This window comes from Lentimicrobiaceae bacterium (assembly GCA_020636745.1).
Classification (GTDB): Bacteria; Bacteroidota; Bacteroidia; order Bacteroidales; family Lentimicrobiaceae; genus Lentimicrobium.
Window position 1 is genome coordinate 348,148 of sequence record JACJXH010000003.1, and the last position, 14,727, is coordinate 362,874.

The 14,727-nt window shown below is 41.1% G+C and carries 9 protein-coding genes; 6 read left to right on the forward strand and 3 right to left on the reverse strand.

The features are described from left to right. Positions 1–4 precede the first annotated feature (4 nt). Both H6541_06910 and H6541_06915 read right to left on the reverse strand, forming a co-directional pair. On the reverse strand, positions 5–3,154 hold the full coding sequence (locus tag H6541_06910) for an HAD-IA family hydrolase (GenBank protein ID MCB9015510.1): 3,150 nt from the start codon (positions 3,152–3,154) through the stop codon (positions 5–7). Between the two features lie 229 nt (positions 3,155–3,383). After that, on the reverse strand, positions 3,384–4,664 hold the full coding sequence (locus tag H6541_06915; protein ID MCB9015511.1) for an NAD(P)/FAD-dependent oxidoreductase: 1,281 nt from the start codon (positions 4,662–4,664) through the stop codon (positions 3,384–3,386). 245 nt (positions 4,665–4,909) lie between these two features. On the opposite strand from H6541_06915, the gene H6541_06920 reads away from it, so the two are divergent. Further along, positions 4,910–7,168, forward strand: a complete 2,259-nt coding sequence (locus H6541_06920) for a CotH kinase family protein (protein MCB9015512.1) — start codon at positions 4,910–4,912, stop codon at positions 7,166–7,168. A 114-nt stretch (positions 7,169–7,282) separates the two neighbouring features. Here H6541_06920 and H6541_06925 read toward each other — a convergent pair whose 3' ends face one another. Then, on the reverse strand, positions 7,283–8,377 hold the full coding sequence (locus H6541_06925) for an ATP-dependent 6-phosphofructokinase (protein ID MCB9015513.1): 1,095 nt from the start codon (positions 8,375–8,377) through the stop codon (positions 7,283–7,285). Positions 8,378–8,557: 180 nt separating this feature from the next. Here H6541_06925 and H6541_06930 point away from each other — a divergent pair, with 180 nt between their 5' ends. The 5 genes from H6541_06930 to H6541_06950 all read left to right on the forward strand — a co-directional run bounded on the left by H6541_06930 (position 8,558) and on the right by H6541_06950 (position 14,701). Further along, positions 8,558–9,028 (forward strand): methylglyoxal synthase, encoded by a 471-nt coding sequence (locus tag H6541_06930; protein ID MCB9015514.1) that lies wholly within the window; start codon positions 8,558–8,560, stop codon positions 9,026–9,028. Then, positions 9,028–9,687, forward strand: coding sequence for an HAD family phosphatase (locus H6541_06935; GenBank protein MCB9015515.1), 660 nt, complete (start codon positions 9,028–9,030; stop codon positions 9,685–9,687). The genes H6541_06930 and H6541_06935 overlap by 1 nt, the downstream gene beginning before the upstream one ends. A gap of 38 nt (positions 9,688–9,725) precedes the next feature. Continuing rightward, on the forward strand, positions 9,726–11,042 hold the full coding sequence (locus H6541_06940) for an insulinase family protein (protein MCB9015516.1): 1,317 nt from the start codon (positions 9,726–9,728) through the stop codon (positions 11,040–11,042). Between the two features lie 15 nt (positions 11,043–11,057). Then, the gene (locus H6541_06945) at positions 11,058–13,166 is read left to right on the forward strand and encodes an insulinase family protein (GenBank protein MCB9015517.1); all 2,109 of its coding nucleotides are present in this window, start codon (positions 11,058–11,060) and stop codon (positions 13,164–13,166) included. A 209-nt stretch (positions 13,167–13,375) separates the two neighbouring features. After that, positions 13,376–14,701: an alpha-glucosidase C-terminal domain-containing protein gene (locus H6541_06950; protein MCB9015518.1), complete on the forward strand. Its 1,326-nt coding sequence runs from the start codon at positions 13,376–13,378 to the stop codon at positions 14,699–14,701. Positions 14,702–14,727 lie beyond the last annotated feature (26 nt).

The window sequence follows — 14,727 nt, forward strand, 5'->3', positions numbered from 1 at the left end:
TTATTTAAAGTAATACTTTAACTAATTCATTACTGGTCAGCTTAATCCTTTCGCCCCCAATTTCAACTTCTATAGGTGATTGAATATTTAAACCTTTAATTTCAACTGAATCCTTATTAACCTTAACAATCAACCTGTTACCTCTGAATGAAAATCCAAATTTCAAACTTTTCCAGGCATCAGGCAAATTAGGGTTAATTTTGATGTGACTCCCCCTCAAATTCAAGCCGGCATAAGCATAAATAGCAATCAAAACAGTACCAGCCATTACCCCCATATGAATGCCTTCAGCAGTGGTACCTCCCTGAATGTCATTATAATCGCTGCTTAGAGCATCCTGATAAAGCTCCCAGCTTAACTTACGGTCGCCTATCATATTTGCCAACAATGCATGTACCACACGGCTTAGGGTTGAACCATGAGAGGTTCGGGCCAGATAATAAGCCAGATTCTTTTCCAGATAATCATCCTGCATTTTATAGCCCAATTCATCAAGAATAGTGCGGACTTCGGCACTATCGAGGTTATAAAATGCCATTAAAGTATCGGCCTGTTTTGCCACTTTATATTCATCAGCCGATTTTCCTTCAGCTTTCAGGATACGATCGAGGCGATAAATATTTCCGTACTTCTGACGGTAGTAATCCCAGTCAAGCTCTTTGAGATCAAAATAACCATCATATTGCGAAATAATTCCTTCGGGTGAAATTACAATATTGAGTTTTCGTGAAATGTCTTTCCACCGTACAAGTTCTTCATCACTCAGATTAAGTCTGCTTTTAACTTCAGCGGCATCATTACCCAGCAAGCTTAAAATTTCGAAAGCTTTATCAATAGCCCAAACAACCATAATATTTGTATAGGCATTATCGCGCAAACCGCCTTCGGTTGACCCATGATATTGCTCATGAAATTCATCGGGCCCCATTACTTTAGCAATACTGTACCGGCCGGTTTCCGTATTTAATTCAGATTTGCCTGTCCAGAACCGGCAGATATCAAGAAACATCTCTGCTCCAGATTTTATCAGGAACTCTAAATCGCCGGTTGTGTGATAATATTCCCAGATGTCATATGCAATAGCTAATGAAACATGGCGTTGCAATGAGCTGTAATCGTCACCCCACTCTCCATTCAAAGGATTAAGGTGCACCACCTGTGTTTCTTCGCGGCCATCACTTCCACTTTGCCAGGGAAACATAGCCCCTGTATAGCCATATTCACGGGCATATTCACGCGCTTTGGGCAGGCGGTTGTACCTGTACATCAGCGTAGCTTTTGCAGCCTCGGGAAGCTGAAGATTATACAAAGGCAGAATAAACAGTTCGTCCCAGAAAATATGTCCGCGGTAAGCTTCGCCATGCAGTCCGCGGGCAGTAAAGCTTGCATCAATAGTAGCATTGTGATGAGAAGCTGAAACCATTAGATGGTAGAGGTGCAGACGCAACAGTTTCTGATCCATCCTGTTTCCTTCAAGCTCAACATCAATTTTTTCCCAGAGTTGTTGCCATACAACAGCACTTTCAGCCAGCATCTCCTCAAACAATCCACTTTTTAATGCAGTGTTTTTAGCTTCAGCCAGCGGTTCTTTAACATCGTCGTGCTTTGAGGTGTAGATAGATGCTGCTTTTTCAAGAAGCAGTTCTTTTCCTTTTTCTGCCTGAATTTCAAACATTAAATATGCCCTGGCAGGTTCAATAACAGGCGTTCCGTTGACTTTCAGTTCATGCCCATCAATAAAAACACGATGATGAGCGGCTTCAGCAACATGAACGGCAGATTGAGTTGTTTCAACTGAAACCCAAACCAAATTATCAAGAGCCCCTTGAAAACCGGGCTTCAGATGCTGCTGATTAAGTTGCTTATAACGTTCAACTCCATCGTTTATGATATCACCGTTTATTCCGCTGCAAATTGTTATTTGTCCGCTGTAATTTAAAGGTGTTAATTTATATTGAATTGCAGCTTGATGAGGATTAGCCATACTGGCCATACGCCGCGAAACAATCTCAGTTTTCCGGCCTTGCTCATCAACCACAACCATGTGCCTGCAAAAGACCCCATTTTTGAAATTCAGGCGTTTTTTAAAATCTGTAAATTCAGCTTTATTAAAGTCGAACCAATCACCATTATCTATTTTAAAATTAACAGGTAACCAGTTTGGAACATTCACAAAGTCTTCATTTTCAACCATACGGTCGCCTACTTTGGAAGCAAGCCTGTTGTATAAACCAGCAATATAAGTGCCCGGATTATTTACCTGGTTCGAGTCAGTTTCTTCCATGGCGCCCCTTGTACCGAAATAACCGTTTCCGACAGCCAGCAGAGCTTCGCGGGTTCTTTCTTTTGAAGGTTCGTAAGCATGGTAAGTAATTGACCATTTATCGTCCTCCAATCCTTTTTCAAACCACGCATTGATACGGTCAATTCCAATTTCCTGTAAATCATCAACCACAATATCAGCTCCATTAAGCAAAAGTTCGCGGGAGTTTTCTTCACGAGCAATACCAATTACGAGTCCGAAAGCTCCTTTTTGGCCTGCCTGTACTCCTGAAACAGCATCTTCAACAATCACGCTCCGATCATAGGCAACGCCAAGATTATCAGCAGCTGTGGTAAAAATATCAGGTTCAGGCTTACCTTTTAAACCCAGTTCAGCAGAAACAACTCCATCGACGCGGGTTTCGAAAAGAGAAAGCAACCCGGCTGCTTCAAGTACCGGACCGCAATTTTTACTGGAAGAAGCTACCCCTACCCTTATGTTCTGTAATTTTAACTGCCTGATTAAATCTACTGTACTTTCGTAAACGCCAACACCGTCCCTTTTAAGAATTTCATTAAAGGCAAAATCCTTGCGATTTCCCAGGCCACAGATTGTTTCCATTTCATGTGTATCGGATGGATTCCCCAAAGGCAGGGCAATACCTCTTGACTTTAAAAAATCTTCGACGCCCTTATAACGTGGTTTTCCATCAACAAATGGCAGATAATCACCGCTATGCGTAAACTCGCGGAATGGAAGCTGGTGAGATTTTTCCCAATCTTTCAGAAAATCATCAAACATCTTTTTCCAGGCTGTACTATGTACCAAAGCGGTTTTAGTTATGACCCCATCCAGGTCAAAAATTACGGCATCGAAACGATTATTCTGCATAAAGAATTGATTATGTGTTGTTTCTAAATTTTCACTTAACAAAGCAAATATAAGGAATAACACTCAACTGAACATTGATCTTTTTAAAATAAGCCTTCTCGCGCGCGCGACAAAGGCCTTTGATATGGCTGAAGCCCTCATTTTCTGACAGATACTTTTGAACAAAATAAAAGTTAATTTTTAAAAGCGCTAAATCAGCACCCTGCCGGATAAATTTGCCTAGAATCAATTAAGGATTTCCTTTCCCCGGTTTGATAATTAACCGGAGCGATTGATCATAAGTTAAATAATTCCAAAGCCAATTGATGAAGATAAGCAAACGGTTTTTAGTGCCTACTATTGACATTAAATGAACAAACATCCAAATTATCCAGGCAAAAAAACCTTTGAAACGAATAGCAGGCAAATCAACAACAGCTTTGTTTCTGCCAATGGTTGCCATTGCCCCTTTATCAAGGTAATGGAAAGCTTTCCAGTTATTATTTTTCTGTCGGGAAGTCAGATTTCTGGCCAGCGCAGCCGCCTGCTGAATAGCAACCTGGGCTACTTGCGGGTGCCCATTGGGATAAGCATCTGACATCATCAAAGCAATATCGCCGATAGCATAAACTGAATCGAGTCCGATTACCTGGTTAAACTCATTTACAATTATCCGGCTGCCTCTGCCCGCATGAGCTTCGGAAATACCTTCCATATATTCGCCTCTCACCCCTGCCGCCCAGATAAGTGTGTGGGCATTCAGATGCTCACCATTGTGCAATAAAACCTGATCGTTTTGATAGCCGGTAACCTGCACTCCTGTATAAATCTGCACACCCAGTTTTTCAAGAAAATTATAAGCTCCTAGTGATGCTTTTTCAGACATACTGCTCAAAAGCTTTGATGAAGCCTCCACCAGATAAACCTTCATTTCCCGGAAATTCAGCTCCGGATAATCCTTGGGCAATACATATGTTCGCATTTCGGCCAAAGCACCTGCCAGCTCAACACCGGTAGGCCCGCCCCCCACAATAACAATACTTAAAAGCGACTCCATTTCATTGATGGAATCACAAGTTAATGCAGCTTCATAATTTTTAAGAATCGTATTGCGCAGATTCAGTGCTTCACCAACTGTTTTCATGGGCAATGATGCTTCAGCAATTTGTTGCATACCGAAGAAATTGGTGGTAGCACCAGTTGCCAGTACAAGAACATCATACCTCAGGTCGCCCAATAAGGTTTTTATTACTTTATTTTCTGTATCAATCTGCACAACTTCTGTAAGCCGGATATGAAGGTTTTTTCTTTTCTGAAAAATCTTCCTGAGAGGAAATGATATAGCGCTTGGTTCAAGGCCTGCCGTTGCTACCTGATAAAACAAGGGCTGAAACTGATGAAAATTATTGCGATCGATAAGAATTATCTGAAATGGAGAACCCTGCAACGATCTTACCAGTTTCAGGCCGGCAAAACCAGCGCCAATGACGACCATTCTTTTTTGCTTTGTATCGGGAATATTCAACGACATAATCAAAATGTTTGGCCTTTTAAACAATTTAAAAACCATTGTATCCCGCCAAACTACTTTTTTTGTTTTACAAACAGCCCGGGGCACTCATTTCTCAAAGAAAAAGCATAAATATTACACCAACAACTGCATTTAATCACCGTAAGGCATTGGAGAGCTTTATCAGAAAACAAATAAACAAAGAGCTATCTCAAAGTTTTATAAATTTGTATACCTGATTATTCATTACTGATAAATCCTCATTTATGAAAAAAAACGTCCTTCTTGTTTTACTTTTTGCTTGCTTTCAATTACAGCTTTCTATCAAGGCTCAACCCATATTGCCTGACAACGGAGAACTTTATATTCATTCAGTTGTCCCGAGAGTCGACATTTTGATTCATCCTGACACACTGGCATGGATATATGAGAATGTGGAAAGCGATCAGGAATTTCATGCCACTTTCGTTTATGATAACAATCATATTCACGACACTATTTACAATATCGGGTTCAGATTACGCGGCAATACCTCCCGATACGCTCAGAAGAAATCATTTAAGGTTTCATTTAACTCTTTTATTCAGGGACAAAAGTATTTTGGCGTTGAAAAAATGAATCTGAATGGCGAGCATAACGACCCGTCGGTGGTACGAGCCGGATTATACTGGGAAATCCTCAGGGAGGCTCATCTTGCCGGCCCGCGGGCCAACCATGTAAGGGTTTACATTAATGGCAACTTTTATGGGGTATATACCAATGTAGAACATATTGATGAAGAATTCGCTAAAACCTATTTTGGCAACAACGATGGCAATCTTTACAAATGTTTGTGGCCTGCTGATTTAGGCTACCGCGGTTCCAACCCTGATGATTATAAATTTATGGCAGGCGATCGCCGCACTTACGAACTCAAAATCAATGAGGAAGCTGACGACTATTCAGATCTGGCTAATTTTATAAGTGTGCTAAACAACACTCCCCTGGTCGATTTACCTTGTGAGCTTGAAAAAGTATTCAACGTTCAGGACTATCTTAAAATTGCAGCTATTGACATCCTCACCGGCAACTGGGATGGCTATATTTACAACAAAAACAATTTTTACCTGTATCACAATACCGCAACAGGTCTTTTTGAATACATCCCTTACGACACCGATAATACTTTTGGCATCGATTGGTTTGGCATTGACTGGGCTTCGAGAAATATTTACAATTGGTCGAATCCCGATGAAAACAGGCCACTGTACACACGACTGATGCAGGTGCCTGAGTACCGCGATGCTTTTACTTATTATACCAGGCAAATTATAGGGCAGATAACCAGCCTTGCAGAATTTCAAAACAACATCACCGCATTAAAAAGCCAGCTTGAAGCATACGTAGCCATCGACCCATACTATCCTTTGGATTACGGATATACAATAAACTCATTCAATACATCCTTTACATCGGGCACCGGAGCGCATGTTCCCATTGGTCTTTTGCCATTTATTAACAGCCGCAATGCCAGTGCGCTTTCTCAGGCCGAAAACACTCAGGCTCTTCCTATTGTTAAATACATCGGACACAACTCCCCGCTTGCTTTTCAGAATATTACGATAAAAGCATTCGCTGAAGCAACTGCATTAAGCGGGGTTGAGGTCGAATACCGTTTAAACGGTGCTGCATGGCAGCAAATACCCATGCACGACGACGGAACCAACGGAGATACAGAAGCCAATGACAACTATTTTACAGCAAACATTGACGGAATGCCAGGAAATACCCTTCTGGAATTTACAATAAAAGCAATTGACAACCAGCAGATACAAAACTCAAAACCCTGTTCACCAGTTCAATACACTATTCCATCCACAAACTCTTACAACATTTACATCAATGAATTTATGGCAAGCAACAATTCAACCATTGCCGATGAAAATGGAGAATTTGACGACTGGATAGAGTTGTATAACAATGGAAATCAAACAATCTGGCTTGGCGATAAATATCTGACCGATAACTTGTCGAACCCTCAGAAATGGGCTCTGCCTGATACAAATCTGGCTGCTGGAGCTTACCTTTTGGTATGGGCTGACGGACAGCCTGAGCAAGGCGCCTTGCACACCAACTATAAGCTTGATAAAGATGCTGAAGAAATCGGACTGTTCGACAACGAAGAAAACGGCTTCGCTTTGCTCGATGGGGTTACTTATACAACACAGTCTACTGACATTTCAATGGGCAGGGTAAATGACGCTTCTCCTGAATGGAAATTTTTCAATCAGCCTACTCCCGGAAGCACCAACAGCATGGTAGGAATAGATGAAATTTCGCTTTATACGCTCAAATTCTGGCCGAATCCGGTTTCAACCGGAATACTGTATTTCTCCGAAAAGGAAACATTTAGCATTTACAATATTCAGGGGCAGGAATTGATGCACTTTAATCATTGCAATCAGGCCTCTGTAGCGAAACTTCACAAAGGCATGTATCTGATAAGGTGTGAAGACGGCAGAAGTGGCCGGTTTATCATTAACTAAACTGATCAAACCTTCGGTTGTCTATCTGGCAATGAATCGAAGCATTTTAACTTAAGCAAAAAGTCCCGTTAATCAATAGTTAACGGGACTTTAAATATTTAGCCGAACAATTTATTAGTCGCCAAAACACATACCCACACCACGTGCAGTTTTCATCAGTGCGGTTTCAGGATCAACCAGGTTTGGTTTTTGTATCGCTTCCTTTAAAGTTACAGAAGTGATATAAGGATGACGATAAGAAACCATTCTGCCGAATTCGCCATCTTTGGCAAGTTCAAATGCTTTCACACCATATTGTGTTGCCAGCACCCTGTCATAAGCAATGGGAATTCCTCCGCGCTGCAAGTGTCCCAGCACTGTAGTTCTGATACTATGCTCGCATCCGGCCATTTTGAGTTCTTCTTCAAAACGGAAACCTACACCGCCGAATTTAACATTTTCGTAACCAATTTCTTTACTGTTTGAAGCAAACACGTCACCTTTAATATTGCGTGCACCTTCGGCAATAACAATATTTACAAATCCGCGGCCTTTATCAAAACGCTGATCAATTCTTTCCATTACTTTATTGATATCGTAAGGGAATTCGGGCAGAAGACAGATTTCGGCGCCACCAGCAACAGCTGCATTCAAGGCAATCCAGCCTGCATTACGTCCCATAACTTCCAGAATCTGAACGCGGTTATGGCTTGCAGCAGTTGTAACAAGTTTATCTACAGCTTCGGTAGCAATCTGAATTGCAGTTTGAAAACCGAAAGTAGCATCTGTAGCTGAAAGGTCATTATCAATGGTCTTAGGAACACCAATTACATTGAGTCCTTTTTCAAATAGTGCCTGGGAAATGCGCTGTGAACCATCACCTCCGATATTGATAACTGCATCAATACCCAGATATTGAATTTTACGTATCATTTCATCCGAGCGATCAACAGCTAAAAAACTTCCGTCTTTCTGCTTAACAGGCCATGCAAATGGGCCTCCTTTATTGGTTGTTTGCAGAATGGTTCCTCCCTGATAGTGAATACCTGAAACTGTTTTTTCGTCTAAAACAACAATTTCAGTAGGCTCACGCAAAATCCCGTTAAATGCCTCAATACTACCAACAACTTCCCATCCTTTTTCGCGGGAAGCTCGCTTAACAATTGCGCGGATAACCGCGTTAAGTCCCGGACAGTCGCCTCCTCCGGTAAGAACTAATACCCTCTTCATAGAGTTTTTACTTTAATAATGAATAACTTAGGTCTTTTTGGTCTTGTTTCTGAAAAAACGATGCAAAATTACAAAAAAAAATGGTTTTAACTAATCTGCAAGTTCAGCCTGCTTAAAAGTAGAATGAATTTACAATAACTTAACGTTAATTGAGTATTTTCGCGGTTTGTAACAACTTTTATGGAAAAGAAGAAGAAACTGGCATTGGTTGCACACGACAACCGTAAACAAGACCTGATAGAATGGGTTGAATTTAATGCTCATAAATTGCGCGAACACCAGATAGTTTGCACGGGTACAACCGGCAAGCTCATTGAGGAACAACTTCGAAGAAGTTTAACAAAGGAACAATATGGTGAATTTGAAGTAGTTAAACTTAAATCAGGACCACTTGGCGGTGACCAGCAGTTGGGCGCATTAATTGTAGAAGGAGAAATTGATCTCATGATATTTTTCTGGGATCCCATGCAACCACAACCACATGATGTGGATGTCAAAGCTCTTTTAAGAATCACTGTATTGTACAATGTACCTACTGCCTGCAACCGTTCAACAGCAGATTTTTTGATTTCATCGCACCTTTTTACCGAAGAATATCACCCCAAGGTAAAAGATTACACCAGCTATATTAATCGTGAAGTTAAAATGTAATGAACCGCAACATAGCTGTAATTTTTGATATGGACGGGGTGTTGGTTGACAACTTCAATTACCACCTGATGGCCTGGGAAAAATTTTGTCAACTGCACAAAAAGTCATTCTCGGCCGATGAATTTCGCGAAAATGTTTTCGGTGGCAATAATCCTGATCACCTGAAGTTTATTTTTGGCCCTCAGCTCAGTCAGGAGCAAATTATACAATACGGGCAGGAAAAAGAAAGCATTTATCGTGAGCTTTATCGTAATAACGTTCAACCTGTTACCGGTCTGAAAGATTTTTTACACGACTTAAACCAGGCTGGAATTGCAAAAGCCATTGCCACCTCTGCCGAAAGGGCCAATGTGGACTTTATACTTGACTCGGTGGGTTTGCACCATCAATTTGAGGTAGTAGTTGACTCATCCATGATATCGCGCGGCAAACCCGACCCCGAGGTCTTCCTCAAAGCAGCTCAATTAATTCAGGTTAATCCTTCCGACTGCATTGTGCTGGAAGACTCTCTCAAAGGAATTGAAGCAGCTTTAAGAGCCCGCATGAAGGTAATTGGCGTAGGTACTACCCATCACGTTGCCGAACTTACAGAGGCCCACTATGTAATCAACGATTTTTCAGAACTTACATTTCAAAAAATCAGCGAAATATTAAATTAAACTCAATTATAAACCAACCAAACTTTACTATGTATTCAATGAAAAAGTCACTTGCATTAACTGCGATCCTGTTGATCAGCAGTTTTGCAATAGCTCAAAGCAAAATCGACTTCCAGGAGTTTGATTTGCCTAATGGGCTGCATGTTATCCTGCACCAGGATAATTCAACGCCAATCGTGGCAGTCACCACTTCCTACCACGTTGGTTCTAAAAACGAAAGTCCGAGCCGTACAGGATTTGCTCACTTTTTCGAACATCTTATGTTTGAAGGATCTGACAACATCCCCAGAGGACAGTTCGACAAAATTGCCATGAATGCCGGTGCCCAAATCAATGCCAATACCGGCTGGGATCGCACATTTTATTATATTCTTCTGCCATCCAACCAGCTTGAATTAGGGCTTTGGATGGAATCAGAACGCTTGTTGCATCTTCGTATCGACAGCATTGGTGTTGAAACACAACGCCGTGTTGTAAAAGAAGAACGTAAACAATCATACGACAACCGCCCTTATGGTTCGCTTATCGAAAAAACCTTCAGCAGCTCTTTTAAAGAACACCCCTACCGCTGGACCCCGATTGGATCAGCTCAATACATTGATGAAGCTACACTGGCTGAATTTCTTGAATTTCATTCTGTTTTTTATGTTCCTAACAATGCTATTTTGTCTATTGCCGGAGATATTGATATTGAAAATACAAAGGCTTTGATTACAAAATATTATGGTGATATTCCCCGCGGCACAAAACCTATTTACAGGCCCAGCATTGTGGAGCCCAAACAAACAGTTGAAAGACGCGACACAGTTTTTGACAACATCCAACTTCCTGCTGTTGTTCAGGCATACCACATCCCAGCCATGGGAACACCTGACTATTATGCTTTGAATATGCTTACCACCTTACTCTCTGATGGTGAAAGTTCACGTTTAAACAAAGCCATTGTTGACAAACAGCAAAAAGCACTTTATGTTGGCTCATTCCCCATCCCCCTTGAAGACCCAGGATTATTTCTGGTGTTTGGAATTGTAAATATGGGGGTAACTCCTGCCGATTTGGAATCATCTATTGACAGCGAGATTAAACGAACACAAACCGAAGAACTGTCAGACCGTGAATTTGAGAAATTGCGTAACAAAATTGAAAACGATTTTGTAAGCCGCAACTCAACCATGGCTGGCATTGCTGAAAGTTTGGCCGATTACCGTATGTATTTTGGTGATGCCAATCTCATCAATACTGAGATTGATAAATATATGAAAGTTACAAAAGAAGACATCAAGCGTGTTGCCAACGAATATCTGATTCCGCAAAACCGCACTGTTCTCTATTATTTGCCCAAACAAAGCCAGTAAACAGGAGGAAATATCATGAAAAAAATAATTGCCATTACTTTTGCCACTGCTTTGCTGGCCCTGTCATTTCATTCAAATGCTCAGGTAAAAAGCACAAAAACCAAGACTACTCCACAGCCTGCGCTTGACAGAAGCATTAAACCGCTTCCCGGCCCGGCTCCCGAAATCAATATTGGAAAATATGAAAGTTTCGAGCTCGAAAACGGATTAAGAGTTTTCGTTGTTGAAAATCACAAAATCCCCAGGGTTGCATATTCACTTACTATTGATTATACCCCCATTCCAGAGGGCGAACTTAGTGGTTTGTCTGATTTTACTGGTCAGATGTTGAGAAAGGGAACCCAAACCTATGCCAAAGATCAGCTTGACGAAGAGATTGACTTTATCGGAGCAACTCTTTCAACCAGTGCATCAGGCATCTATGGCTCGGCTCTTAAAAAACACAATAACAGACTATTGGAATTAATGTCTGATGTTTTGTTAAACCCCTCTTTCCCGACCGAAGAACTTGAGAAAATTAAAACTCAGGCAATTTCTGGATTGGAAGCTGAAAAAAATGAGCCTTCAGCCATCAGCGACAGGGTAGGAAAACTGCTGGTTTACGGGGCAAACCATCCTTATGGCGAGTCAATGACAGAGAAATCAGTTCAAAACATCTCAATTGAACAGTGCAAAGCATTTTACCAGGGCTTCTTCAGACCTCAAATAGCTTATATGGCTATTGTGGGCGACATTAATCTGGCTGAAGCCAAAGAGCTCGTCAATAAATATTTTGGCAAATGGGAAAAAGCTGACGTCATGAATATGCAACCCCAAATGCCTGTAATGCCCGCTAAAAATGTTGTGGCTTTGGTCGACAGACCTGATGCCGTTCAAACAACGCTCAGCATCAGCTATCCGGTTGACTACCAACCAGGTAATCCGGATGCAATTAAGGCAAGAGTTGCCAACACTATCCTTGGAGGAGGTACTTTCCGTCTTTACAACAACTTACGTGAAGAAAAGGCTTTCACATATGGTGCATATTCAAGATTAAGTGCTGATAAACTTGCCGGAAGATTTACCGCCAGCACTGAAATACGCAATTCGGTTACCGACAGCGCCATCAATGAAATTCTTTTTGAAATGAAAAGACTGCGTGATGAGCCAGTTCCCCAGCCAGAGCTTGACCTTGTAAAGAATTATTTGTCAGGCGCTTTTGCACTTTCTCTTGAAGAACCACAGACTGTTGCTAATTTTGCTATCAGCACAGCCAGATATGGTTTAAAAGCCGATTACTATGTAAATTACCTGAAAGAACTGGCTGCAGTTTCATCTGACGATGTACAGAAAATGGCCGTTAAATACATCAGGCCTGACAATGCTTATATTCTTGCTGTAGGTAAAGCTTCTGAAATTGCTGATAAACTTCAGCGGTTTACCGGTGGTGAGCCTATTCGCTATTTCGATACAGAAGGCAAGGAATATGACCCTAATAAAAAAGTTAAACCAGCACCGGAAGGTATTACTGCCGAAGATGTAAACAAAGCTTACATCAACGCTATCGGAGGTGAAAAAGCCTTACTCAAAATCAAAGACATCACCATGATGGCCAGCACCAGCATGCAAGGAATGACCATTGGTTTTGATATTTACAGAAAAGCTCCGGATAAATACATGATGAAGATTGGTGCCGGAGATATGGTATTTCAGCAAATGGCTTACGATGGAGTTACAGCCAAACTGGTTTCTCCAATGGGTGGCGAAAATAAAACCCTCGAGGGCAAAGAACTGGAAGCAATGAAATACGAATCCATTCTGAATATTGAATTGCAGTACGAAAAGCAAGGTATCAAACTGCTGCTTGAAGGTATTGAAGAAGTTAACGGAGCAGATGCTTACAGAGTTCTTCTCACCTACCCTACCGGAAAAGAATCAACCAGATTTTTCGATGTCAATACAGGCCTTCTTATCAGAGAAATTGGCGAACAGGGCATTTCTGAATTCAGTGATTACAGAGAAGTAAATGGTGTTAAATTCCCATATGCCATTTCACAGCAAATGGGCCCACAAACTGTAAAACTTGGTGTACTCTCCATTAAGGTTAATTCAAAGCTGAAAGATGACATCTTTACCTTGAAATAATCTCAGGCTATTTTGATAAAAAGAGGATTAGGGAACTAATCCTCTTTTTTTGTCTAATTACGAATTATCTTTCCGATTTTTAAGTAAATACGATTTTAGTATCTTTGCATATCAGAAATCAACCTAATACTTAAAACATTAATTTACACGTACTTATGAAATTCAGTTTAAAGAATTTTTTACCAGCTCTCCTACTCGTTGCCGGTTCAATGATTTTAGGTGTATCCTGTAATCAGAAGCCGTCAGTTGAAACCGCTGACAGCACACTCGTTCAGGTTAAACATCCTGAATGGAGTAAAAATCTGAACATTTACGAAATCAATGTCAGACAATTCACGCCGGAAGGAACATTTGCAGCACTGGAAGCCCATCTTCCACGCCTGAAAGAACTTGGCACTGATATTCTGTGGATCATGCCTATCAATCCAATCGGAGAGTTAAACCGAAAAGGAAATCTGGGAAGCTATTATTCCGTAAAAGATTACAAAGCAGTTAATCCCGACTTTGGAACAGCTCAGGACTTCAAACACTTTGTTGAAAAAGCCCATGAACTGGGACTATATGTGATTGTTGACTGGGTGGCCAATCACTCGGCATGGGACAACGCACTGGTTACCGAGCATCCTGACTGGTATGAAAAAGACTCGACGGGAAAAATGATGTCGCCCTATGACTGGACTGATGTGGTTGAATTTAATTATGCGAATGCTGACATGAGCAACTATATGCTTGATGCTATGAAATATTGGGTTTCAGATTTTAACATCGATGGATATCGCTGTGATGTAGCCGGATTAGTTCCTGACACATTCTGGGTAAAGGCCCGTACTGAACTCGATAAAATAAAACCGGTGTTTATGCTGGCTGAAGACGAAAGCCCGCGGCATCATGCAGCTTTTGACATGACTTACAGTTGGGAGTTTCACCATATCATGAATAAAATTTTCAAAGGAGAAAACACCACCAATGACATTGAAAAATATTTGCTAAAAAACGACTCCCTCTATCCAACCGATGCTTATCGCATGAACTTCATCACCAATCATGACGAAAACTCATGGAATGGAACTGAATTTGAACGCCTCGGCGATGGTGTTGAAGCATTTTATGTGCTCACGGTATCAATACCGGGAATGCCACTGGTATACACCGGACAGGAATCAGCCATGAACAAAAGGCTTCTGTTTTTCGAAAAAGATGCTGTTGAATGGGGCAATTACCCAATGGCTGACTTTTACAAAAAAATACTGAATTTAAAGAAAACAAACCCTGCCTTGTTCAATGGAAACTATGGCGGCTCCTGGGAAAGAATAAATACAGGAGACAATGAAAAGGTTTTTGCACTTATCCGCAGCAAAGATGAACATAAAGTAATTTCGGTAGTAAACCTTGGCCCTGAGCCCGCAACCGTAAAATTAAACAATGATGCGATCAAAGGCAGCTATACTGAATTATTCTCAGGCGAAAATGCGGCACTTGAATCTGAAAATTCAATTGAACTGCCTGCCTGGGGCTACAAAGTGTATTTCAAGTAAAATAAAGTGATATAAAAGCCTGCTGA